Raw genomic sequence first — 24,834 nt, 5'->3', positions numbered from 1 at the left:
GTCCGTCGCTCTACCGACTGAGCTATCGGGGAATTAAAGATAAAATTATATAGAAAATATCAGAAACCTGTCAAGCAACAATCTATATAAAAACAAAAATATTTTTATATCTTTTTAATTTATAAAACTTTTATAAGATTTCAGCAATTTGTTTGGCTGCACGTTTCGCATCCAACAAGATCAAGCCCAATTTACCGCTTTCTTTTGCCATCAATGCCAACACTGCATTCTCACCTGCTTGACTCAACAGAATATAGCCATTTTTACCTTTAACCATTACCTGATCCAACTCACCGCAAGCCAACTCATGTACGGAACGATTGCCCAATGCCAAAAGCGTTGCCGACATCGCACCTACACGGTCTGCATTCAAGTGGGAAGGCAGCATGGTTGCGATCGGCAGGCCGTCTGTAGAAATAACTGCAGAAGCAGTGATATCAGCAGAGGTATTGTTCAAATCGCTTAATACAGAGATTAATAGTTGTTGCATAGTCGCTCCATTCTAAAATAAATATCGGTCAGGCAAAAATCAACGGCTGCCGTATCGGTGGTACAGCACTTTAACCAAAGTAACAAAAGCCTCTTTATTTAAGTCAGGCATTCCGCCAATTACCAAAATCAGCTTGGTCATGCCAATATACAGAGGGAAAAAGGTCAATTCACTTTGGCCTGAAGGATCACAAATACCCCATGCGCTATTATTGATATGCAGGTTATTGCGAATCAAAAGACGGTGATTGTCTTCCATTTTGGCCACTTCGCTCGCCAAAAGACCCAACTCTTCTGCAGCCTCGTGATGGAAATTGGCATTGGCAAAATACAAACCGTTTTCATCAGCCAATAAAGCTTTGCCAGAATTGGACAACTGTTCCAATAATGTAGGCAATTGCTCGTCAGTCAAATGGATATCGTCTGTGCTGATTTCTTCATCACCATACAAAAATTCCAAGCGTTGGAGGCGGTATAGCAGGTTCAAAGCGGTATTGATGTCGCTGGTATCCGCCCACGCCAAGATTTTTTCGCTGCTGATGGTTTCAGACGGCTCTGCACGCAACAGACCATACAATAAAGTTCTGCTGGCACTGGGCGTATCACTTGAAACAGCATAATACGCACCCGCCGGTGTAATCTTAGGATATAAATTTGCTTGTAAAGAGAGTGTCGCTTCCATCTTATACCTCTAATCCGGGGTCAATTGAGAACAACATGGCAGTAACCAATTGTTTTACATCGTCTTCTCGACGCGCATCAATCTCAAAAACCGGTACATTAAAATTATTCTGTGCTAAATACTTTTGATAAACATCTACGCTTGGTAAGGATCGGATATCCATCTTCGTTACCCCTACAACCAGAGGCGCTTTTTTCAGCAACTCCCGGAATGCATCCAAGAAGAATTGCAGGTCTTTCAATGGATTGCTTCTTGTATTATCTAAAAGAAGCACTAAGCCCATACTGCCTTGGCTCAGAATTTCCCACATGAAATTAAAACGCTCCTGACCAGGCGTACCGTAAAGGTGAACCTTGGTTTCCTCATCCAAATGAATGACACCGTAGTCCATCGCCACAGTCGTGTACCCCTTGCGGACAAGTGTCATATCGGATGCAGATGCATCGGTTTGAACCGGTGGTTCATCAGATAAAGCTGAAATTGCAGTGGTTTTACCTACGCCGACAGGACCGGTAAAGATAATTTTATTTTCTTTCATGACGTGTCCTTTACGATTTGCCCAGCAACTTACGCATCAGGCGTTGCAACAGGCCGCGAGGTTGTTCTTTCGACGGACCGGCAATTTTTTGAGCCTCTTTGCTCATTGCTGTTTCAGGTACGTCTTTGCTATTCACATCAATCTGTTCGTTCAACGAAGGCGTATTGTTCGCATCAGTTGCAAACTCTGTATCTGTCGCCAAAAAGCCCGTCATATATGTTGCCGATAAATAGTTCAAAATATCAGGCATTTCTAAAGGCATGACTTTATAGAGGATGTTAAGATTAACAGACGTTTTTGTCAGAAATGCCGACAAACGCATAGATTCCGGAACATGTGCCAAACGGGTTAAGTTTGGCCACCGCTTGAGTGTAAAGACAGTTTGCGGCGTCATTGGATAAATCAGACGGCCTGATGCAGTCCAAATAGCCATTTGCCACAAGCATGACATAATGGTGACTTTGGCTTTTTCTTTCCATTGAGGATTATCAGGGACAGCCTTACACACGACAGCCAAGTTATCGTTTTTACACAATTTCTCCAACTCATTGGCACTGACTGTCAACAGTACTCGCTGGATACTAGGAAACACGATTAATATCGGCTTACCTTCATGCAAGACGGCAATATCTTGGTGTCCTTGACTGGCAAATTTCAGCGCGCCCAACAAGCCTTTATTTGGATTAAATCGGCGAATAGTTGCTTTTCTTGTACCATCGGAATTAGATTGTCTTTTATTCTCTTCAGCCGCTTGTTGTTCAGACGGCTCAAAAACATTCCCGCCCTGAGCCAGGCTGCGCAAAACAGGAAACAAGGTATCGAATTTAACCGGCTTGGCCAAATAAGGAGTCGTTACGGTTGGCAATTCAGAAGAAAACATTGCCACAGGTACTTCCGGATAAGTTTTCTTCGACTCTTTCCAAGCTTCTACACCTGCCGGCGTATCGGTATCAACCAATACCAAATCCGGTTTTTCATCAGAATCAGGAGAAACGATGACGTAATTCGTCGTATTGTGCATTTTAAATGCCATACGGAATACCGCCTGCTGTTGCTCACCCATCTCCTGTAACATAACCCGTATGGTTTTAATTTTTGGTAAATGATTATTCATTACTCGTACTTTCTACGATTATCTTATTTTTTTGAATATTGGTTCATTCGTTGCAAGAGACGGCTCATTGCCAAGACAACCTCTTCAGGCAGGCTGACAACACGCTCGCGCAACAAGCGCAGGAATTGCTCCAAACGTCCCCAGTCTTCGACGCGTTCGTACAAATCAAACAAGATAATGTACAGCTGCGATTCTTGAGGATACTGCAAAACAGCTTGTTCCAGAGTGCTGATAGCCAAATCCAACTGACCGTAGGCCAACAGAGATTCCACTTCTTTCAGGGCTTCATCAGCAGGTGAGGAGCTGGCGCTGATAACCGAAGAGTCTTTTTGAACCAACTCACGATATTTGGCTTTCATTTGCAAAGAACTTGGCTGAATATAGCCGCGCTTTAAGCCAATCTCTTTAATTTGCTGTTCAGACGGCCCTTTTTCCAAATCATCAAAAATTTCGTGATAACCAAGGCTATAACCCCAACCAAGCATACGTTCTTTTACTTGACGGCCATATTGACCCAAAGAGTGGTAAAGCTTCCACAGATGCTTGGCAAACTGCCCTACTTCTTCATTCTGATAATCCAGACGCAAGGCATCGATAATGAGACCAGCAGGCTTCGCAGAAGTTTGGATTGCTTTATTGTATTGATGCAAAGCAGTCTCGTAGCTAATCTTGTCTTTCAGGATTTTTGCACTGCGTTCCGGTTTGGCAAAACCAATAACCGCACCCATCTCTTCAGGGCTAATTTCACCAAAATCTTTCTTGCCTAATACGATAGGCGCACGTTTGCCCATATCTGGAACGACAATGCGTTCAATCGAGTCGTTCTCAAAGGCAATATGCTCGTCGGAAGCAACTTCCAAACCGCTTTGTTCGCCAATTTGACGGTCCACTTCCTGCATATTCCAACCAAGATGATGCTCGGCGAAAACACGCAGGCGCAGGTTAGTAGAATCCAAAGCCAGACCGGCTTTCAGGTATTCGGCTACGCTGTCTTCAGAAAGGGAAGCACTATGACGCTCAAGCGTATCCGCCAGCATGTCGATATTGCCAACTCGCAGATTCAAACCAATCAATTCATGAACCAGTTTTTCTGGAGCGCCGTCTTCCAAGGTATTGAGATAACCGGCCAAAGACTCCGCTGCTTTGCTTTCATAGCCGAACTGTTTATAAACCTGATATTCGGTCAGCGGATCGACTTCTTGTGCGGAAACAGAAGCTGTTGCATCGTTTGAGCCGCTTCCGCCCCATTCCCAGTCTTGATTATCCGCATTGGAAACTGTCTGGTTGACTTTCTCAATCCAGTCACTTCCATCCTCAGAGGAGGCTGTATGAGCGGCAGATTTATGGCCGCCTTTTGATGCATGTGCGCTTTGTTTGTCTGAATTGTTACTTTGTTTATGACGAACAAAAAACAACACCAGCAAAAAAAGCACCAGCAAAAAAATAGTTAAAAGTTGATAGTTCAAGAACACCTCCCGGTCTTGTGCTGCAAACTGCATTTATTAACATCTGTTGCTTTACACGCAACTTCAACGTTATGAATTCCCCAAACGAATGATGATAACATGAATGCACTCATTTTTACATTAAAAACCCTACTCACATAAAGGACTTGATACCAATTTACAACTCGAACACACCGATGGATTCAACATGCGAGGTTTGTGCAAACATATTCATGATTCCTGCCGCCTTAAACTTATAGCCCTTATCAACCAAGACACCAGCATCTCGTGCAAATGTTGATGGATTACACGAAACATACACTATCTTCTGAGGCAAAAACGGCTTGTGTAGCGATTTGACAACAGCATAAGCCCCGCTTCTCGGCGGATCCAGTAGCATCTTGTCAAATTTTCCCCATGACTCAACAGTTTTTTCATCAGTATCGAACAAGTCGGCAACAGAAAACGTCATATTCTCGGCACAACGATTTAGGTGGGCATTTTCCTTTGCCCTATCTACCAAATAATCAGCGCCTTCAATACCGACAACCGATGCGCCACTTTTTGCCAGCGGCAAACTGAAATTGCCCAAACCGCAAAACAGATCGGCAATCCGCTCCCCTTTTTGAGGATTTAAAAGCCTGACAGCCCTTGCCACCATCACTTCGTTCAGCTGCGCATTAATCTGCGTAAAATCACCGGGTTTGTAAGGCATTTCCACATCAAATTGAGCAAAAGTATAGTTCAGGGCAGGCGCGTTCTCAGGGTAAAACGGCAAGGACTCGGAATGATCCTGCAACCATATTTGCCATGCCTTTTCAGCACCCGACAATATCTTATCAAACCAATTACGTAATTCGCTTAATATTTGTCCAAACGGTTGATTTACGAAACGAATGTTGAGCACTGTCACATTTTTTCCGCAATAAAACTCAACAAATTTTACTTTCACACCATCATCATGCAGCTTTTGCAGCAAATTGCGGACATCAGGCAATCTATCGGATACATGTTTAGGCAAAATATGGCAATGGCGGATATTGACGACATCATGGCTCTTTTTGGCCTGAAAACCGAGTTTCAGACGGCCTTTTTTATCCACCGAAACACTCAAACGCGCCCTATCGCGATAATACCAGGAGTAACCATATAAGGGAGGTAAAATTATTTCCGGCTTGACCTTTCCTATCCGTTCTAACTGCTCTTCCAAAATCCGTTGCTTTAACGCAACTTGCGCTCCGAAAGAAACATGTTGAAGCGAACAGCCGCCACATGTATCAAAATAACAACACGTCGGCTCGACACGTTCGGGAGAAGCCTTCAAAACCTTTTCAACTTGAGCCTCGGCAAACTGCTTTTTCTCTTTATGTATGACAAACGTTACACGCTCTCCAGGCAGCGCACCGCTGATAAATACGGTCTTCCCATCGACTTTGGCAACACCCCTGCCCTCATAATCCAAAGAAAAAACTTCCGCCTCTTGATACTGTTCTTTCACACCCATACCGTTTCCGTCACTCAGCAGTTGCCCGACCGTTTGACTGTTTTCTAATACCGAAAGCGCATATTTTCTCACAAAAACACAGAGTTTCAGGTATCATGCGCCAAAAACTTTCATTTCAAACCCTACAAAAAAAGACGACATGAAAAAAATACTGTTCGGCCTGACAGCCGCCCTTTTAACTTCAGCCGCTGCTGCAAACACACTTATTCCAGACGTCTCCCCCGCCTCTTCCGGACAACACGTCGTTATCAATATTACGCAACAGCGTTTGTTCCTCTACGACAACGGTAAACTGAGCAAAATTTATCCTGTTGCCGTCGGCAAAGCCATGACCCAAACCAATCTGGGCGAACATAAAATCGGCGCAAAAGCCTACAACCCGGTTTGGCACATCCCTAAATCTATCCAAAAAGAACGCAATGACGGCGTTAAAAGCGTACCGGCCGGCCCAAATAACCCGCTGGGCCCGGTATTTGTCCGTCTTGGCGACCCTAAATTAAGCCTTGGCATTCACGGCACCAATGCCCCTGCCAGCGTACCCGGCGTCCGCAGCCATGGTTGCGTGCGCATGAAATCGCCTGATGCATTAGAATTCGCCAAAACCATCGCAACAGGTTCTCCTGCCTCCGTTATCTACCAAATGGCGAGCCTGAACGAAGATGCCAACCAAAACTTGTGGCTGGCTGCCTATCGCGACCCATACGACAAGAAAAACCTTGATACGGCTGCCCTGAAAAAAAGCATTGCTGCCTGGGCAAAAGCGCACGGTAAAACCATCCCTGCCGCACGTGTAGATGCAATCCTGAAAGGACGCACCGGCGCGGCAAACTGTCTGACCTGCGCCAAAGGCGTGAAACTCAAATCGCCTTTGAAATCTTTGGCATGGACCAGCGGCACGGATGCTTACAGCAAACCTAAAGTCATGCCTAAACCGGCTCCTGCTAAAGATGTGGTATTGCCTCAAGGCACTGAAATCGAAGTCGATGCTACCGACGATACAAATAAGGCAGCATCCGAACCGAAACAAAGCGTTCGTCCGACTCCGCTGAAACCGGCAAAACCTGCTGCCAAACCGGCAACCACTCCGGCCGATGCTCCTGCTTCCGCTCCTAAAGCCGCTTCCGAACCGGCTACTGCCCCTGCCTCTGCTCCTGTGAAAGATGCTCCGGCAAGCAGCGAACCGGCAGATTTGCTGTTCTAAGCAGAACAAAATACATAGCCAAAGGCCGTCTGAAATGAATTTTTCAGACGGCCTTTTCGTACAACTGGATATTGGAAATATATGCCCCTCTTAATTCAGACGGCCTTTTTACTTTCCAAATATTCTGACAAACCGCGCTCGCGCAAAATACAGCTCGGACATTCATGACAACCACCGACCACGCCGTTATAACAGGTATGTGTATGCTCGCGAATATAATCCAACACACCCATTTCATCCGCCAATGCCCAAGTTTGCGCTTTGGTTAAATACATCAAGGGCGTGTGGATTTGAAAAGCGTAATCCATGGCCAGATTCAATGTGACATTCATCGACTTGACGAACACATCGCGACAGTCGGGATAACCCGAAAAATCGGTTTCGCACACGCCGGCAATGATATGGCGTATCCCCTGCCCTTTGGCGTAAATGGCGGCGTAAAGCAAAAACAAAGCATTGCGTCCATCTACAAATGTATTAGGCAGGCCGTCTGAAGCTGTTTCAATGGATGCCGTATCATCCATCAAGGCATTATGCGTAATCTGTTGCATCAGGCTTAAATCGAGTACGATCTGCTTCACGCCTAAATCTTGGGCAATCCAACGCGCGCGCTCCAATTCGATGGCGTGGCGTTGCCCATATTGAAAAGTGATGGCCTGCACATTTTCACGGCCATATGTTTGAATTGCCTGAATCAGGCAGGTTGTTGAATCCTGCCCGCCCGAAAAAATAACGAGGGCCTGCTGTTTTTCCATTGTAAATTCCTAGTTTTGTTAACGCGGGAGGTTTGCGAACCGCGTGATTTGAAGATTGACGGATTATAACGGATTTCGTCTATAATCACGGCACTTCATTTTCTTTTATATAGCATAATTATGAGCATCTACGCCCTGAAACCAAAATTTCAAAACCTGTTGCGCCCCATTGTTAAGCGACTGTATCAAAAAGGTATTACTGCCAATCAGGTTACCCTGTTTGCCTGCGCCGTTTCCATTTTGATCGGTTTGCTTTTAGCATTGTTTGCAGGTGTATCCACATTATTCTGGCTTTTGCCGATTTGGTTGTTCGTCCGTATGGCACTGAATGCGATGGACGGTATGCTGGCACGGGAGTTCGGCCAACAATCGGCATTAGGCGGTTATTTGAATGAAATCACCGATATTGCCGCCGATGCTGCTTTGTATCTGCCTTTTGCCTTCATTGCACCCTTCGGCGGCGTGCAAATTGCCCTGTTTATTTGGCTGGCGGCAATGACTGAATTTTGCGGCGTTTTGGGACAAGTCCATGGCAACGGCCGTCGTTATGACGGGCCATTCGGCAAAAGCGATCGCGCATTCTTTATCGGCGCATTGGCAGTATGGTATGCAATTGCCGGAAGCTTCCATTCGCTTTTCTATATCCTTATGTGGCTGGCCTGCGCGGCACTGGTTTACACCTGCTACAAACGTGTCATCAATGGCTTGAAGGTCGTCTGAAATTTGTCCACTTTTTTGGGTTAATCATCATTGATTAGAGTATTTAAACCCATCACCCTGTTTTACTGAAAACAAAAAAAAGACCGTCTGAAACCATAAACTATCGGTTTCAGACGGCCTTTTATCCATCAGCCGAGATAACTTACTGTTTACCCAACTGACTGTAATCTACCAACATATACTTGGCAGTAATCTTCTGTGAAGCATTGCCTTCGTCACCCATCAGAATCATCTGCGGCTTGCCGTTAACGGTAATCGAATCGACGGCTTCAACGTTGGTGATGTGTTGCAGATTAGGCAGAGAGATTTTTTGCGGTTCGTCGGTCGGGTTGCCGCTCCAAGTCCACAGTTGCGAGAATTTCTGTCCATTCTCATCCTTCACTTCATTGGCAATCACGTAGGTTTTCAACACAGGATCATAGTTGAGGGAACGGATACCGCCGCCATCAATATCAATCACTGCCACTTCATCAAACTCAGGCTTGGCATTGCGCTCGAACACATCTTTCGGATTGCTGATAAACGCGACCAAAGCCATGTTGTTGAACTCAGGATCACGGAACCCTAAAACAAGACGTTTTTTCACCGGATCAAACGCCATGCCCTCAATATTGATTTCTTCAAAAGAAACCTCTGCCTTGGTTCGCTCGCGAATCAAATCATGCAGCTTATGATCGGTTTCCAAAACTTGCGTCAGATTGTCGTAGCTGGTTAGCCCCAACACATTGCCGTCTTGGATTTTAAAACGCATCAGGTGTTCGCGGTCAGGCGAGCGGTTGCCTTTACGGGTACGCGAGTGTGAAGTCAGCGCGTAGATAAAGCCTTCATCGTCGCGAGCCAAAGCCTCCAAGTCGCTGAGACGGCGTTTGAAACCGGTAATCACGCGCGTATCCAATGCCTCGTCTTCCACAAACCTACCGGTTTTATCAATGCTGATGATACTAAACGCATGGTTGGGTTCGTCTTCCGCAATCAGCAAATTACCGTCCGGAAGCTGTTGTACGGCGGAAGGCTCGTACACACCGTTAAACATATTGATCCCCAGCGAACGCAGCTCTGCCGCATTGTTGGCCGGCGGTATCAGCAATGACGGCAATGTTTTCACGCCGATAAACGCCACCAGTGAAGCCAGCAAGCCCCAGCGGAATACCGCGTAAGATAAGTTAATGTATTTGAACTGTTTATCCGCCAACAAACCAAGCCAGTAAAGATGGTCGCTCATCTTTTCATAGATTTGTTTACGATCACCCATAATCTCCTGCATCATTTCCCAATATTGATCTTTTTGCAGCTTCACACGGTCTTCATAAATCAAAATATTGGGCTGGCTGCCGCCAAAAAAGCGCGTTTCGGTGCTGCTGAGGCGGGTTTTCAAATCCCGCAGTTTCGAACGGCCGCGGACAAAATCCTTCAACCATGTACGCGCCGCTTGCATTTTACCGATACGTTCCGGCGAAGCGGACAGAAGCGCAAACACGATGGACGCGGCGGCGGTAATCATAAAGGTACTCGCCGGAATCAAAAACTCAGGCGACGATGAAAAAATAAACGCACCCGAAATCATCAGAGCAGAAACAATAAAACCATTCAGCGAAATCATAATGTTCGCTTTGGTCGCCGCCAGTGCCAACAATTCCATCTCCGAGCGTACGGCGTTGCGGAACATGGTTTCCACGCCCTTATTCGTACCCAACAAATCAGGCGCATTCAAATCCTCGGCTTTATTTTTTTCTTCTTCGCCTTGTCTTTTTTGCGTTTGGCTTTCTTCTCACTTTTTTCAGACGGCATCTCAGGATTTTTAATCACTCCCAGACCTTCTACCGTTTCCGGAATTTCTACCGCGTCAGCCACAGCCTCAACTTCGTTTTCAACAACACCGTTTTGATTGTGATCCCAAAAATCAACATCCTGTTGGGATTCGGCAGCTGCGCCGTCGTTTAAAGGTTTTTCTTGGTTGCCCATCTGCTTCGACTGACCATCTTCCTTCCAATCATTCAAACTCATATCATGACTCACAACATCAAACACTTTGAATTAAATGGAAAATAAAAAGCATATTTAGTTCATTTATTTCAGATAATTTACATGCTATTTACATTCTTTAAATGCCTAAATAGCAAACTGTCGCAGGACCAAAAGCCCTGCGACAATCCACTTTATATCGAAATATTAATAATCGATGCGTTCTTTAATAATTTTCAAATCAGGGTAAGACAAAACAATGTCGTACTCACGACCATCTTTAAAAGCCTCGATATCCAACACAGGCTGGCCCCGACGGCTATCGGCTTCAACATCGTGAACTTGATAGCCGCGTTGTTCCAACATTTTTACGGCTTTAGCACGATTTTGCTCGAAGTTTTTGTCGCTGTAGATTTTGTGTTCGATATAATCACTGGCACCGGCAGTAGCGGCAGACAAAGCAACGATGGCGGTCAATAAAAATTTTTTCATGTTTGATTTCCTTTTTAAATGTGTATTCGGGTTTCGATGGATGTATTAAAACATGACAAAATTAGCAGTTAATTAGTGCTTGGTTAAACGCAGTAAAGGCCGTCTGAAAACTGTTCAGACGTCCTTTAACCTTAATCATCAAATTTCAAACGTATTACCCAAGTGTAAATCCGGATGGTTAGAAAAAATGAAAAGCCTGCAATGAATATTCACCCAACAAATGGATAAATCATGAACAAATTTTGCGAAATTACCTTTTGCCAACAAATCGGCAGCAACAAACAACACAACCAGGATGCCCTTTTTAACGGTGAACAAGTGTTTCAATATAAACTCAAAACCGCTGAAACACGTCTTGAAACCCGTCCACGCTTTATCATCGGGATAGCCGACGGCATTTCCAATAGCAACCATCCCGAAAAAGCCAGCAAATCCGCCATGCACCTATTAAGCCGCACAGCCAAACTCAGCCGTCAAATCATCAATCATGTACAAGCCGCTTTATCTCAAGAGCTGGCAGAGGATTATTTTGGTTCCTCAACCACTTTTGTTGCCACCGAAATCGACCAAACCACCGGCAAAACCAAAATCATCAGCGTAGGCGACAGTCGCGCCTATTTGATTGATACACAAGGAAAATGGAAGCAACTGACCCAAGATCACTCGATACTCTCCGAATTGCTGGATGATTTGTCGGATAAAAAAGAAGAAGAGTTCGCCACCATATATGGCGGCGTTTCTTCTTATCTAGCAGCAGATTATTCCGAATTCCAAGACAAAATGTGTCATATCGAACTTACGCTTAAAGCAGGAGAAAGCCTGCTGCTTTGTTCAGACGGCCTAAGCGACGCTCTTTCAGAAGAAATAAGAGAAAAAATTTGGCAACAATATGATAACGATAAGTCCCGTCTGACTGTATTTCGTAAATTAATTGCGAAACAAAGAGTTTATGATGATATGTCGGTAGTAGTTTGCCGATTGTAGTCTATAATGTTTACCTATTTTTCATACTAAGGGGTATCTATATGAGCATAGAAAAAGCAGAAATACTCAAGATTGATGACATATTTAAATTAAATTTGAGTATCCCTAATTATCAAAGACCATACAAATGGACAATCAAAAATGTACAACAATTAATCGATGACCTGCTCCAAAATTTTAGGGAGGGGAAAAAAATATACCGCATCGGAACAATTGTTTTAAATAAAAATAACGACTGTTCTGAAATAGTAGATGGCCAACAGCGGCTTATTACACTCTCGTTATTGCTTCATAAACTGGGGAAGGATGTGTCTCTTTTAAAGGAAAAACCGAATCATAGCATCAGCAAAAATAATATTACAACGAACTATAATTTTCTTAAAAACTATAATTTCACAAATGAATTTAAGGATTACCTCCTTAACAGGTGTGAAATGGTTTGTATTGAATTAAATGACTTAGATGAGGCTTTTCAATTTTTTGATTCACAAAATGCCAGAGGCAAACCTTTAGAATCTTATGACCTCTTAAAAGCCTATCATTTAAGAGACATGAGAGATAAAGACGAGCGGATTATTCACCAATGTGTCGAACGCTGGGAAAAATCTGCAATGTCTAATGATATAAATAATTTAGATAAAATTATCAATTATATCTTATTTAGACTTCGCCGCTGGCATTACAAAGAGAATGCAGAAATATTTACATCAGATGAATTAGATACATTTAAAGGCGTTCATGAAAAAGTTGATTATCCTTACTTACACAGAATATTAGCTACTCATACCATACAAAAATTATTACATGAAAATCCATTTTTATATCGATCAATATCAGCATTTCAGGCCACACAAGTGTTAATCAATGGAAAATATTTCTTTGATTACATTGAACATTATACAGCCATCTATGAAAAACTATTCAAAGAAAAGGATGGATTGTTAGATAAAATTCATTCTATTAATGGAATTGATTTAGAAAAAGGAGTAATGACTTTTTTAAACAATCATAAATACAGCTATCGAACTGGTGATAAATACATTAGAAATTTATTTGAATGTACCGTATTGTTCTACTTTGATAAATTTGGAGAAAGCCATTTTGAAGAATTTATAACCAAAGCTTTTCTATGGGCTTACCGTACTCGGGTAGAATATCAGCGCATTACCTTCACGACCATTGAGAAAAAGGCTAGTGCTCCAGCCGGATTAATTTCTTATATTGAAAGATCCATTACTCCCGAACAAATAATGCGTTTTATTCAACAAACCGGAAAAGTCAATTTTTCAAAACATGTAGACCCTAAAATAAAAGAGATTTTGGAAATTAAAGATGAAAACAAATAATGATTACGTAAAAACATTAACCATAAATGAATTATTAAATTTAAATAAAGACAAATATATTATTCCTATTTATCAACGTAATTACGCATGGGGAGATGATGAGATCAGCCTTCTTATCCAAGACCTATGGAATGCAAAAAATAAGAATAATTATTATATTGGCAGCTTAGTCATTTATAAAAGAGAAAATGGAGATTTAGAAGTCATAGACGGACAACAACGATTGACCACACTGACTTTAATCATGCACTACTTAAAATCAGATACCTTTGTTAGAAATGTATACTTTGAGCATAGACATGACTCCGACGATGCCTTAGGAGATCTTGACTCCGACTCTATACCTGATGTTTTTAAAAATGCTTTAAAATCAATAAAAAAATATTGGGAAACTGAGAGAACAGAAAAAGAAGGAAGGTGTTTGGCAGAGTTCTTACAAGAAAACGTTAAAATTATTAGAACCGAAGTACCCGAAGACACCGACCTCAATCATTACTTTGAAATTATGAATACGCGGGGAGAGCAATTAGAAAAACATGAGATTATCAAGGCTACTTTGATGAAGGTTTTAGACACAGATAGTGAACGCTCTATTTTTGCCAAAATTTGGGATGCGTGTTCTGACATGAGCCGATATGTTGTAATAGGAATCAACCAGTCACTTAGAGAAAATATTTTTGGCAAGAATTGGGAAAATACTATTCCAAAAAAATTTAATGAAATTATTGAGAATATTGCTGATGCAGAAAAAACTCAACATTCAGATAACGGCTCCGCAAATGAAGAACAATCAATTCTTCAATTGATAACCGCCGATAATGGAGATATCCACTCCTCCCAAGAAAAAACAAACGAGCAGACAGATGGGCGTTTTAATTCCGTTATTGATTTCCCTAACTTCTTAATGCATATCTTGAAAATTTATCTAGAAAAATTTCCTACTGGCATTAACGAAACTACCTTTAAAGAGATTCCTCTGGATGAAAAAGAACTTTTGCGTGATTTTGACAATGAAGACTGGAACAAAGAAAAGATTGTAAATTTCATAGATACATTGCTATCTTGTCGATATTTATTTGATAAATATATTATTAAGTCAAATTCACTACGTTCAGAAAATGAGCATTGGTCTTTATGGGAAATCAAAAAAGAAGAATCAAAGAATTATTACTATAGAAATATTTTTGGTATCGACAATGGCAATTCCATTGATACTCAAGAAACCAATGATAAAACCAAGAATGCAATAATGTTGCTTTCTATGTTTCATGTTTCTAATCCATCCCGAATCTATAAAAACTGGCTATATGCTACATTGCGTTGGTTATTCGAGAATAAGAAAAGTATTACTCAAGAGACATATATTCAGTTTCTTGAAAATCTTTGTGATAAATTTTATTTTGAAAACAACTGCAATGAAAATAGGGATTTTATGAAAATTATCTTAAATGATAATTACACCACCCCTTCAGTACATAAGTCTTGGAATGATGGAGTAAACGTCCCAAATTTTGTATTTAATCGATTGGATTATCAATTATGGAAATATCAAGACAAGGTAGAGGTCTTTTCAGCTATTGACCAATCTAAACAATCTATCTGGAAAAATTTTAGATTTAGTTTTAGAAGCTCGGTTGAGCACCATTACCCACAAAATCCCTCTCAAGATTTTGGCCTAGATAAATTAGATACAAATGTCTTAGATAATTTTGGCAATCTATATTTGTTATCTCAAAGTAAAAATTCCAGTTTCAGTAATAAACTTCCAGATTGGAAACGGCAGTATTACAAAGAAAAGGATACTTATGATAGCTTAAAACAAGCTATTATGATGAGTTACGAAAACTGGACAGAAAGCGAGATAAAAGATCATGAGAAAAAAATGCTAGAAATCTTAAATGAACCACTAACTGACTCATCGTATCAACCATAATCGGCACTTAACATATCTCCCTATCATTGCATTCGTCCGTCTATCGGATAATCATTACATTTATCCGATATGTCATGATACTGTTCAAAAAATATGACTATTAGGAGTTTCTCATGTCCGAACAGCAAAAATACTTTTCTACCCAAGACGGTACTTCGCTTTTCTACCGCTATCGTCCTGCTGTCGATGGTTCTTCCGACAAAGCCATTGTGCTGTTCCATCGCGGGCATGAGCACTCCGGCCGGATGATGTTTGTGGCGGATGAGCTGGGTTTTGATGATTTTTCCTATTTTGCTTGGGACGCGCGTGGTCATGGTTACAGCCCTGGTGAACGCGGCGATAGTCCGAGTATTGGCACTTCGGTTGCAGACGTAGATGATTTTATCCGACACATCCAAAGCGAATACGGCATCAAACCTGAAAACATCTGCGTGATTGCGCAAAGTGTCGGAGCGGTATTGGTTTCTACTTGGTTGCACGATTACGCGCCGAAAATCCGTTGCGCCGTATTGGCTTCGCCTGCGTTCAAAGTCAAACTCTATGTTCCGTTTGCCCGTACCGGTTTAAAAATCATGCAAAAATGGCGTGGCAATTTCTTTGTCAACAGCTACGTCAAAGCCCACTATCTGACCCACAACGTCGAACGTCAAAAAAGCTACGACAATGATCCGCTTATTGCCCGCGCTATTTCCGTTCGTATCCTACTGGGTTTATATGAAACGGCCGAGCGTGTGGTTGCCGATGCACAAGCGATTACTACGCCTGTACAACTGTTGATTTCAGGCAGCGATTGGGTCGTTCATCACAAACCGCAACACGATTTCTACAACCGTTTGGGCAGCCATATTAAAGAGCGCCATATCCTACCCGGTTTCTACCACGATACTTTAGGCGAGCAAAACCGTGAAATCGCTTTTGTTGAAATGCGCTGTTTTATCCGCGAGCGTTTCAATCAACCCTTGCAACAAGTCGATCTGACTCAAGCGCACTTATTTGGAGACAGCCGTCGCGAAGCTGACGAACTGGCTACACCTTTGCCTATTGGTACACCTCGCGGCGCATTTTGGGCAATATATCGCGCCTCGCTCAAGCTGGGCTCGCGCTGGAGTGAAGGCTTAAGAATCGGTCAAGAAACAGGTTTTGATTCGGGCAGTACACTGGATTACGTCTACCGCAATCAACCGCAAGGCAGCAATGCTTTCGGTGTATGGGTGGACAAATACTATCTCAACGCCATCGGCTGGCGCGGTATCCGCCAACGCAAAGTCAATATTGGCAAAGCCATTCAGACGGCCTCAGCTAAATTGCATGAAGCAGGCAAACCTGTACACGTTTTGGATATCGCGTCCGGTCATGGCCGCTATGTATTGGATGCCCTGACTGCCGACACATTGCCTGATTCCGTACGCTTGCGCGATTACAGCCCGATTAATGTTGAAGCCGGACGCAAACTGATTGCCGAGCGCGGCTTGCAAAACACAGTAACCTTCAATGAAGTCAATGCCTACGACCGCGCCAATTATCACGATTTACAGCCTCGTCCAACGCTGGGCATCGTCTCCGGCCTACATGAATTGTTTGCCGACAATGATTTGATTTTGAACTCGCTCTACGGCTTCGGCGAAGCCATTGAAACCGGCGGCTACCTGATCTACACCGGCCAGCCGTGGCATCCCCAACTGGAAATGATTGCCCGCGCCCTGACCAGCCACAAAGCAGGCAGCCCAAACTGGGTAATGCGTCGCCGCAGTCAGCAGGAAATGGATCAATTGGTTGAAAAAGCCGGTTTTGAAAAAATCCATCAATGGATAGACGAAGACGGTATTTTCACCGTGAGCTTGGCAGTGAAGAAATAAAAATAAAGGCCGTCTGAACAATTTTTTAACTTTCAGACGGCCTCAATGAGGCTTAAATCTTTCGCTTTGAATTAAAGATTGATGTAAACAGATTCGTCGTTTTTCATGATGAAGTGGTTATGCTTTATCAATACCTATGACTTCAGAAGTAGTGTAGTTATTTCTATCGAAATAACTACCAGATATGAGTTTTATTCGGTATTACTCCGCAAGGTAAAAAAAGTGAGAATAGACTATCCAGAGCCATCATTGCATCACTTTTAAAGTATAACATTTATCTTACCTACTCCGAAAAAATCTACGATATACCAATATACAAAGAAATGCTCGGGAGCGCTTGCTCAAATTTCAATAAGTTGAAATCCCATAATGCTAAAGTTACTTACATTACTGCTTGTTTCCACATTTTCAGCTGTCTCCCATGCTGCTGCGGTTGACTGGACACCGTTATTGCAATCTATGAAGAAGGGTTGTGCGTTTGATTCTGAAGCCTTGCCTTATGGAAAATCCGACATCTGCAAACTGCCTGCCAAATACCGCGCATCCGTTGCCCGAAGCCACAGCAAGCAGACAGCGTCAGATGGTGAGGCATTCACCATTGAATTGAAAAATTCTGTTGCTTTTGGGCTGCCCTTATCTGCTTTGACCGTCGAATCCAATGAAGGATACGGCTACATCAAAATGAAATTTGCCCGAAATGCCGATGTATCTAAGCTTATCCCCTTATTCACAATACCAACCAATAAACAACGCGGTATGTTGGCCGTCGGCATGGCGAAGAATTTTTGTGCCAAAGATGCAAATGGGACGTTGACTGAATACCAATCTTCACAGCGTTACTGGCGAGCCCTTTCAACAGATGGTCCGTGGCAGGAATTCCGCTACCATCCAAAAGAAAACGCTTTATCCTGTTTGCGTTCTGACCATTATGGCGATGAATTGCAATGTTCTAAATGAAAACATGAAACCCACCCTCAAAACCTCCCTACTCAAGCTGATTTCAGTCGGTATCTTGTTTTACACCAGCTACGGCTTGTCCAATCATTATGCGGCATCGCTGGACTATGTGCCTGAAATTGCTTTTGCATGGGAGCGCAATATTCCGTTTTGGGCATGGACGATTGTGCCTTATTGGTCGCTGAACCTGATGTATGCTGCGGCATTTTTTCTTTGCCGTGATACACATGAACAAAACCGATATGTAGCGCACCTTGTAGCCGCCCAACTGATTGCGACTGTTTGCTTTGTGCTGTTTCCGCTGCGTTTCGGGTGGCCTAAACCGCCTGCCGATGGGCTGTCAGGCTGGCTGTTTGATTCATTGGCTGCATTTGATTTGCCGTATAACCAAGCACCATCTTTGCATATCGCGTTGGCAATTATCGTGGGTGCATTTTATTGGACGCGCTTTCCTAAAATCCGCCTGCCGCTTTTCTCATGGCAAAGCCTGATTGCCTTGTCGGTACTGACAACTTATCAACATCATTTTATTGACGTACCAACCGGAGCATTGCTCGGCTGGCTGGTGTTGTGGGCTTTCCCGCGTCAGATGACTTCGCCGTTAAAACTGGGATCAAGTGATGTACGCTCAAGAAAGATTGTGCTGCTGTATTTGCTTGGCGCGTGTTTGACGGCGTTGCCCGCGTTGCTGGGTGGCGCGTGGCTGTGGTCGATATGGATTAGCGTGTCTTTGCTGATGGTGGCTTTTGCCTATTTGACTGGAAATGCAAACATATTCCAAAAACAGGCTAACGGTAAATTATCGGCGGCAGCGACGGTTTTGCTGTTGCCTTATCTGGTGGGCGTACGGCTAAACATGGCGTATTGGTTACGCGGTAAGGCAAAAACGGCACCAGTCCGCAATGATGTATGGATTGGCAGCGTTTTGGGGATTTCAAACCATTTGCCTGCCGTATTGGATGTATGCGCCGAATATCCCTGCCGTAGCTATCAAGGAAAATATCGCACCCTGCCTTTACTGGATATGGTAACGCCATCTGAAAACGATTTGGTTCAGACGGCCTTGATATTGGAAACCTTGCGCCAAAAACACGGCAAAGTGCTGGTATGTTGCGCTTTGGGCTATGGAAGAAGTGCCGCAGTGGTGCTGACGTGGCTACTGGTTTATGGTGGTTGCACAAACTTGGCGCAAGCGAAGGCTGAACTCAAACAGGCTCGGCCGCAAATGGTATTATCGCTGGCCACTGCCCAAGCAGTCGAAGCTGCTGCCAACTATTTAAAACAAGGATAATGATGGACAACGCAACCGATAGCCGTATTACTGCCCACCTGCTCTCTACCGCACATTATGTTGCCACCTGCAACGCCTTGCTGCTCGCCTTATCAGCAAAATATGGCGGCGCATGGTTTGTGGTGCAACTTGTCTTGGCAGCAGTTTTGCTGTACTGCCATATCCGCATTCACTTCGATCGCCGCGTGTTCCAAGACTTTGCCGACAACCGTTACTCTACTGAAGACTTCGACCACGCCTTACAGCAAAACGGTTTGCGTCAAATTTCAGGCAGCCGTACTTTGACCCAACGGATAAACGGCGCACTTTCCTTATGGCGCAAAAGCTTATACCTGACCGCCGTACAATTTTTAATTTTGCTTATCCAAAACATTTGATTATTTTGGCTGATTTACCCAAACCAAATCCTTAGCGGTATCTCACTTCATAAGGCAGAAACAATGAAAAACTTCCTCAAAAAACAACTTGCCTGGCTGACCGACCAAGCCTTGTGTCTGTCGGTCTCTTTTCTTACGGGCGTACGCCCTAAAAGCCCGCGCGAGCTGACATTCAATCAGCACCAAAAGGTCTATTACGCCAATCACGGCAGCCATGGCGATTTTGTACTGGTGTGGATTTCCCTGCCCCGCCGCTGGCGCTTGTCCACGCGCCCTGTCGCCGGTTCGGATTACTGGCTGACGAGCAAACTCAAACGCTTCATCATTCAAAACGTTTTCAATGCCTTGCTGATTCCGCGCCATAGCGATAATCCGCAAGCGATTACCGAACAGATGAAAGACGCGCTGAACGCAGGCGACTCTTTGATTATTTTCCCTGAAGGCACGCGCAACACTGACGACAACACCATCCTACTGCCGTTCAAATCCGGCATTTATCATCTGGCGAAAAGCAAACCCAATACCGAATTTGTGCCGATTTGGATAGACAACATCAGCCACGTACTGCCCAAAGGCAAAATCCTGCCTATCCCGCTTTTGTGTGAAGTCCATATCGGACAGCCGCTTACTTTGCAGGAAAACGAAGACAAAGACAGTTTTTTGACACGCAGTCGTGAAGCGCTGCTGGCACTCAGGCCGTCTGAAAACGACCGCAGCGAGCTTCGCCAAAATGAATCTGAAGTTCATCAAAACAAAGGAGGACAAGCATGAGCCTTTCTACGACTTCCCAACAAATCATTGTCGAACAAGCCGCCGCTCATCTGACTCCGCAAGCCAGCTATATTTTTGTCGGCGTATTTGCCGTATTGTGTTTTGCCAGCATTATCGGACAATGGCTCAAGCGCCAAAACGGCGCAGATAATGCCACCATCGCCAACCTCAACGCCCGCATTTACGCATGGTGGCTGATGACGTTGGTGTTGCTGGGCGCGTTTTGGTTCGGCAAAATCGGGACGGTTGTACTGTTTTTCCTGATTTCATTTGCCGCACTGCGCGAGTTTATGACCCTAGTCTATCGCCGCCGCAGCGACTATTACAGCATGGTGGTCTGCTTTTACCTGCTGCTGCCGGTGCAATACTATTTCGTCTATGACGGCTGGTACGGCATGTTCAGCATTTTTATTCCGGTTTACGGCTTTTTGATACTGCCGATTATTGCCAGCCTCAGCGGCCAAACCGCGCATTTTTTGGAACGCGCCGCCAAAACGCAATGGATGGCGATGATTTGCATCTTCTGTCTGTCTCATGTTCCGGCGCTGATGTTTCTGGACTTGGACGGCTTCGATAACGGCAACAATATCCTGTTGCTGATCTTCCTGATTGGCGTGGTGCAAGTATCGGATGTGTTGCAATACGTTTGGGGCAAATTGATTGGCGGTGCAAAAATCATGCCTTCACTTTCCCCGTCTAAAACCATTTCCGGCACTGTCGGCGGTATTTTGTCGGCCACAGCCATTGCCGCGCTGATGGCGCCGATTACGCCGTTCTCCCACGGCCAAGCAGCCGTTATCGGCTTTATCGTCTGCCTGATGGGTTTCTTTGGCGGCCTGGTTATGTCTGCTATCAAACGCGATTACGGTGTCAAAGACTGGGGCAATATGATACGCGGCCACGGCGGTATGCTTGACCGTGTGGATTCGATTTGTTTTGCTGCACCTGTGTTTTTCCACATCACCCGTTATTTCTGGAACGGCTAAACTTCAGGCCGTCTGAAAGATGTTTTCAGACGGCCTTGAATGTATGAAACTGCCAGCCCTGCCAATTCGTTATACAATACGCAACCATTGTTATTACACACACAAAATGAATAAACCCTCTCCAATCTTTCCCATTTTTCTTGCTACGATTATCTTCGCCCTTATTGTTTGGTCAGGCATTAATCCTCATGATCGCGCAGTCTGGTACGCCGAAATCATCCCCGTAGCATCCGTATTCTTCCTTCTGGTTGCCACCTACCGCATTTTCCGCTTCAGCAACCTGGCCTACTTATTCATGAGTTTTTGGCTGATTATGCATTCGATTGGCGCATACTATACTTTTGCCGATGTGCCATTTGAATCCATCAACCGCTTTGTCGAGCCAATTTTGGGCGAAAACCGCAATCATTACGACCGTATTGCCCATTACATTATCGGCTTCTACGCCTATCCAATGGCCGAGTGGCTGCTGCGTCGCAAGCTGTGCAACCTGCCGCTGGCTTTGTTTTTCGGTCTGTTCTTCATCATGAGCGTGGCTGCCGCCTATGAAATCATCGAATGGCAATATGCCGTCATCGACGGCGGAGAGGCCGGACTGGAATTCTTGGGTTCTCAAGGCGATATTTGGGACGCGCAAAAAGACATGCTTGCCGATACTTTGGGCGCGTTAACTTCTCTGTTTATTTTTGTGTTTACCCGACCCGATAAACGCTTGGGTTTCTCTTAAATCTACCCCTTTAAAGCGAAAGGCCGTCTGAAACCAGATTTTCAGACGGCCTTTTTTCATTTTTCTATCGCTATTATTGTAAAAATTAATAAATGCGATAGTTAAAAACATAAGCCAATTTTGAAACAAAATCCGTCATCAAAATTTTTAAGCACATGAAATATATAAAAAACAACATCTGTTAAGATTTTGTAAACAATATGTCTACGTCAACCTGATTTTTTCGATTTGATTTAAGTCAGCATATCTTGTGTCATTAATCCATAAAATATTCGGAATTCTACAAAATATTGATTAACCCGATAGAGGTTATCATCAAGACGAGGAACACAAAATGCAGAAAATTCCAGAATTGGTCTGCCCTGCTGGCAACCTGCCTGCACTGAAAACCGCTGTGGACAACGGTGCGGACACGGTTTACATGGGTTTGAAAGATGCGACCAATGCACGAAATTTTCCGGGACTGAATTTCGATATGAAATCGGCACGGGAAGGCGTAGCTTACGCCCATGCGCGCGGGCGCAATGTACTGATGGCCATCAATACATTCGCACAAGCCGGCCAAGTGGAGCGTTGGCACGCTGCTGTGGATACGGCGGCGGATTTGGGTGCCGATGCAATTATTGTTGCCGACCCCGCCATCATGGCGTATGCGGCAGACAAACATCCGAATTTACGCCTGCATATGTCGGTACAAGGTTCGGCCACCAATTACGAAGCCATCAATATGATGAAAGAGCTGTTCGGCATCCGTCGTGCCGTTTTGCCGCGCGTGCTGACCATCGATCAGGTCAAACATGTAATTGACAATACTGATGTGGAAATTGAAGTCTTTGGCTTCGGCAGTTTGTGTGTGATGGTGGAAGGCCGTTGCATCTTGTCGAGCTATGCAACAGGCGAATCACCCAATATGCAAGGGGTCTGCTCTCCGGCAAAATCCGTCCGCTGGGAACAACTGCCCGACCGCATGAACGTACGTCTAAACCAGGTATTGATAGACCAATACAAACCCAATGAACCGGCAGGTTATCCAACCTTGTGCAAAGGCCGCTTTGAAGTCAATGATGAAACTTACTATGCTTTGGAAGAACCGACCAGCCTGAATGTTTTGGAAATGTTGCCCGAACTCATCAAAATCGGTGTGTCCGCCATCAAAATCGAGGGACGCCAACGCAGTCCGATGTATACGGCGCAAGTAACCAAATCCCTGCGCCAAGCACTGGATGCAGCTGCAGCCGACCCATCGCATTTCAAAGTCAATCCGTCCTGGAACAATGCCTTGAGCAAAGTTTCAGAAGGTCATCAGACAACTTTGGGCGCATACAACCGCCCATGGAAATAAGGGGAAAAAAATGAATTCATTGAAATTGTCGCTGGGCCCTATTTTATTTTTCTGGCAAAAAGAAGCCCTACTGGAATTTTACGTTTCCATGCTGGATACGCCGTTGGATACGGTCTATTTGGGCGAGGTAGTCTGCTCACGCCGTCAGAAAATGCGCTTTGCCGACTGGTTCGGACTGGCTGAAGACTTGGCGGAAAGCGGTAAGGAGATTATTCTTTCTTCACAAGTCCTGCTCGAAAGCGAATCCGATCTGAAACGCCTGCGCAAAATCACGGAGCAGGGAAAGTTTAAAGTTGAAGCCAACGACATGGGTGCGGTCAAATTGGCACGCGAACACGGCATTCCTTTTGTTGCCGGTGCAAGCCTGAATATCTACAACGAAACCACTTTGGACGTATTCCGAAAATTAGGGGCATTCCGCTGGATTGCACCGTCCGAGCTGAGCCGCGATAAGGTTGCCGAAATTATTAAGGCTTCAGACGGCATTGAGACCGAACTCTTCGCTTGGGGTAAAATGCCGCTCGCCTATTCATCACGTTGCTTTACCGCCCGCCATTACAATCTGAATAAAGACAGTTGCGAGTTCCGCTGCCTCGATCATGAGCACGGTATGGCTATGAATACGCGAGAAGGCCAGCCGTTTCTCACCATCAATGGCATCCAAACCATGTCTTACGGTTGCCAAAACCTACTGCCCCACCATGAAGACTTGAATAAAATCGGCGTGAATATGCTCAGACTGTCGCCACAAATGCACAGCATGGCTGAAATTATCCAAATTCACCGCGATGTATTGGACGGAAAAGCCACATGGGAAGATGTCCGCCCCGAGTTGGAACGACTGACTACCGGAACACTGGTTGACGGCTATTGGCGCGGTCAGCCCGGTATTGAAACCGTGAAGGAGGCATATTATGGCGCTGCCTGAAATCATATTACCCAAATGGATGGCAAAAATCGGTACCAAACTTCCCGGCAAACCTCCACGCTTTGTTTTGGTCTCCGTATTGAATACCATGCTGAAAAAAGGTTTACTGCCTGCCGATATGGAACTTTTTGCCGGAAGAAAATTCGAAATCGAAGTTTTGGATGCCGGTATCAAAGTGCGATTTAGTGCCGATACGGAAAAATTCCTGGACGATAACTTCAGCGGCGCCCCCGATCTGAGGCTGGCGGCCAACGGTATAGACTTCATGCGCATGATGATGCGCGAGGAAGATCCCGATACCTTATTTTTCAACCGTAAATTGCAAATCGAAGGCGATACGGAACTGGGGCTAATTACCAAAAACTTACTCGACAGCGTCGAGTGGCCTTTCAGCGAATGGTTCCTGAAACGCAGTACGTCCACTTTGGATTGAT

General features: G+C 44.4%; 23 protein-coding genes, 1 pseudogene and 1 riboswitch. Of the genes and pseudogenes, 15 read left to right on the top strand and 9 right to left on the bottom strand.

Annotated features, from left to right (window positions below; all coding sequences use genetic code 11):
- Nucleotides 1-130: 130 nt before the first annotated feature.
- The 6 genes from HMPREF3022_RS04095 to rlmD all read right to left on the bottom strand — a co-directional run bounded on the left by HMPREF3022_RS04095 (nt 131) and on the right by rlmD (nt 5,772).
- Nucleotides 131-490, bottom strand: a complete 360-nt coding sequence (locus HMPREF3022_RS04095) for a roadblock/LC7 domain-containing protein (protein WP_003679682.1) — start codon at nt 488-490, stop codon at nt 131-133.
- Between the two features lie 39 nt (nt 491-529).
- A complete protein-coding gene (locus HMPREF3022_RS04090) occupies nt 530-1,171 on the bottom strand; it encodes a hypothetical protein (RefSeq protein ID WP_003679679.1) in 642 nt (213 codons plus the stop codon).
- A 1-nt stretch (nt 1,172) separates the two neighbouring features.
- Nucleotides 1,173-1,709: a GTP-binding protein gene (locus HMPREF3022_RS04085; RefSeq protein ID WP_003748733.1), complete on the bottom strand. Its 537-nt coding sequence runs from the start codon at nt 1,707-1,709 to the stop codon at nt 1,173-1,175.
- Between the two features lie 10 nt (nt 1,710-1,719).
- Complete coding sequence (locus HMPREF3022_RS04080; protein WP_049330701.1) at nt 1,720-2,823, bottom strand: response regulator; 1,104 nt, start codon at nt 2,821-2,823, stop codon at nt 1,720-1,722.
- Nucleotides 2,824-2,846: 23 nt separating this feature from the next.
- Nucleotides 2,847-4,322, bottom strand: a complete 1,476-nt coding sequence (locus HMPREF3022_RS04075) for a hypothetical protein (RefSeq protein WP_049330703.1) — start codon at nt 4,320-4,322, stop codon at nt 2,847-2,849.
- Nucleotides 4,323-4,446: 124 nt separating this feature from the next.
- Nucleotides 4,447-5,772 carry a 23S rRNA (uracil(1939)-C(5))-methyltransferase RlmD gene (gene rlmD / locus HMPREF3022_RS04070; protein ID WP_049330704.1) on the bottom strand — a complete coding sequence of 442 codons (1,326 nt, stop codon included), beginning with the start codon at nt 5,770-5,772 and terminating at the stop codon, nt 4,447-4,449.
- Nucleotides 5,773-5,911: 139 nt separating this feature from the next.
- Here rlmD and HMPREF3022_RS04065 point away from each other — a divergent pair, with 139 nt between their 5' ends.
- Nucleotides 5,912-6,973 (top strand): L,D-transpeptidase, encoded by a 1,062-nt coding sequence (locus HMPREF3022_RS04065; protein ID WP_049330706.1) that lies wholly within the window; start codon nt 5,912-5,914, stop codon nt 6,971-6,973.
- A gap of 95 nt (nt 6,974-7,068) precedes the next feature.
- Here HMPREF3022_RS04065 and queC read toward each other — a convergent pair whose 3' ends face one another.
- On the bottom strand, nt 7,069-7,728 hold the full coding sequence (queC, locus tag HMPREF3022_RS04060; RefSeq protein WP_049330708.1) for a 7-cyano-7-deazaguanine synthase QueC: 660 nt from the start codon (nt 7,726-7,728) through the stop codon (nt 7,069-7,071).
- Nucleotides 7,729-7,731: 3 nt separating this feature from the next.
- Nucleotides 7,732-7,777: riboswitch (PreQ1 riboswitch) on the bottom strand.
- 71 nt (nt 7,778-7,848) lie between these two features.
- Between queC and HMPREF3022_RS04055 the strand changes: the two genes are divergently transcribed.
- Nucleotides 7,849-8,448 carry a CDP-alcohol phosphatidyltransferase family protein gene (locus tag HMPREF3022_RS04055; protein ID WP_049330709.1) on the top strand — a complete coding sequence of 200 codons (600 nt, stop codon included), beginning with the start codon at nt 7,849-7,851 and terminating at the stop codon, nt 8,446-8,448.
- Between the two features lie 142 nt (nt 8,449-8,590).
- On the opposite strand, the pseudogene HMPREF3022_RS04050 reads toward HMPREF3022_RS04055, so the two are convergent.
- Together HMPREF3022_RS04050 and HMPREF3022_RS04045 are read right to left on the bottom strand one after the other, a co-directional pair.
- A pseudogene (locus HMPREF3022_RS04050) lies at nt 8,591-10,452 on the bottom strand (Pycsar system effector family protein).
- A gap of 165 nt (nt 10,453-10,617) precedes the next feature.
- Nucleotides 10,618-10,902, bottom strand: a complete 285-nt coding sequence (locus HMPREF3022_RS04045) for a PepSY domain-containing protein (protein WP_003684382.1) — start codon at nt 10,900-10,902, stop codon at nt 10,618-10,620.
- Nucleotides 10,903-11,133: 231 nt separating this feature from the next.
- Between HMPREF3022_RS04045 and HMPREF3022_RS04040 the strand changes: the two genes are divergently transcribed.
- From HMPREF3022_RS04040 to HMPREF3022_RS03980, 13 genes are all read left to right on the top strand, one after another.
- Nucleotides 11,134-11,886 carry a PP2C family protein-serine/threonine phosphatase gene (locus tag HMPREF3022_RS04040; protein ID WP_049330711.1) on the top strand — a complete coding sequence of 251 codons (753 nt, stop codon included), beginning with the start codon at nt 11,134-11,136 and terminating at the stop codon, nt 11,884-11,886.
- Nucleotides 11,887-11,927: 41 nt separating this feature from the next.
- Nucleotides 11,928-13,232, top strand: coding sequence for a DUF262 domain-containing protein (locus HMPREF3022_RS04035; RefSeq protein WP_049330712.1), 1,305 nt, complete (start codon nt 11,928-11,930; stop codon nt 13,230-13,232).
- Nucleotides 13,219-15,165, top strand: a complete 1,947-nt coding sequence (locus tag HMPREF3022_RS04030; protein ID WP_070765168.1) for a DUF262 domain-containing protein — start codon at nt 13,219-13,221, stop codon at nt 15,163-15,165. Before HMPREF3022_RS04035 ends, HMPREF3022_RS04030 begins: the two co-directional genes overlap by 14 nt.
- A 113-nt stretch (nt 15,166-15,278) precedes the next feature.
- Nucleotides 15,279-17,021, top strand: a complete 1,743-nt coding sequence (locus HMPREF3022_RS04025) for a bifunctional alpha/beta hydrolase/class I SAM-dependent methyltransferase (protein ID WP_070765167.1) — start codon at nt 15,279-15,281, stop codon at nt 17,019-17,021.
- Nucleotides 17,022-17,390: 369 nt separating this feature from the next.
- The gene (locus tag HMPREF3022_RS04020; protein WP_049330716.1) at nt 17,391-17,978 is read left to right on the top strand and encodes a hypothetical protein; all 588 of its coding nucleotides are present in this window, start codon (nt 17,391-17,393) and stop codon (nt 17,976-17,978) included.
- A gap of 4 nt (nt 17,979-17,982) precedes the next feature.
- The gene (locus HMPREF3022_RS04015) at nt 17,983-19,269 is read left to right on the top strand and encodes a phosphatase PAP2/dual specificity phosphatase family protein (protein ID WP_049330745.1); all 1,287 of its coding nucleotides are present in this window, start codon (nt 17,983-17,985) and stop codon (nt 19,267-19,269) included.
- A gap of 2 nt (nt 19,270-19,271) precedes the next feature.
- Nucleotides 19,272-19,646, top strand: a complete 375-nt coding sequence (locus HMPREF3022_RS04010) for a hypothetical protein (RefSeq protein WP_049330718.1) — start codon at nt 19,272-19,274, stop codon at nt 19,644-19,646.
- 63 nt (nt 19,647-19,709) lie between these two features.
- A complete protein-coding gene (locus tag HMPREF3022_RS04005) occupies nt 19,710-20,417 on the top strand; it encodes a lysophospholipid acyltransferase family protein (RefSeq protein WP_049330723.1) in 708 nt (235 codons plus the stop codon).
- A complete protein-coding gene (locus HMPREF3022_RS04000; protein ID WP_049330724.1) occupies nt 20,414-21,403 on the top strand; it encodes a phosphatidate cytidylyltransferase in 990 nt (329 codons plus the stop codon). Before HMPREF3022_RS04005 ends, HMPREF3022_RS04000 begins: the two co-directional genes overlap by 4 nt.
- 106 nt (nt 21,404-21,509) lie before the next feature.
- Nucleotides 21,510-22,130 carry a DUF2238 domain-containing protein gene (locus HMPREF3022_RS03995; protein ID WP_049330747.1) on the top strand — a complete coding sequence of 207 codons (621 nt, stop codon included), beginning with the start codon at nt 21,510-21,512 and terminating at the stop codon, nt 22,128-22,130.
- Between the two features lie 334 nt (nt 22,131-22,464).
- On the top strand, nt 22,465-23,472 hold the full coding sequence (locus HMPREF3022_RS03990) for a ubiquinone anaerobic biosynthesis protein UbiU (protein ID WP_003748766.1): 1,008 nt from the start codon (nt 22,465-22,467) through the stop codon (nt 23,470-23,472).
- Between the two features lie 10 nt (nt 23,473-23,482).
- Entirely contained in the window at nt 23,483-24,400 is a 918-nt protein-coding gene (locus HMPREF3022_RS03985; protein WP_049330725.1) for a U32 family peptidase, read from the top strand.
- Nucleotides 24,387-24,833 carry a ubiquinone anaerobic biosynthesis accessory factor UbiT gene (locus HMPREF3022_RS03980; RefSeq protein WP_049323906.1) on the top strand — a complete coding sequence of 149 codons (447 nt, stop codon included), beginning with the start codon at nt 24,387-24,389 and terminating at the stop codon, nt 24,831-24,833. The genes HMPREF3022_RS03985 and HMPREF3022_RS03980 overlap by 14 nt, the downstream gene beginning before the upstream one ends.
- The last annotated feature ends 1 nt before the right edge of the window (nt 24,834 follow it).

Origin of the sequence: Neisseria sp. HMSC065C04 (assembly GCF_001815375.1) — a bacterium.
GTDB classification, from domain to species: Bacteria; Pseudomonadota; Gammaproteobacteria; order Burkholderiales; family Neisseriaceae; genus Neisseria; species Neisseria flavescens_D.
This window is presented reverse-complemented; position numbering and strand designations above follow the sequence as displayed.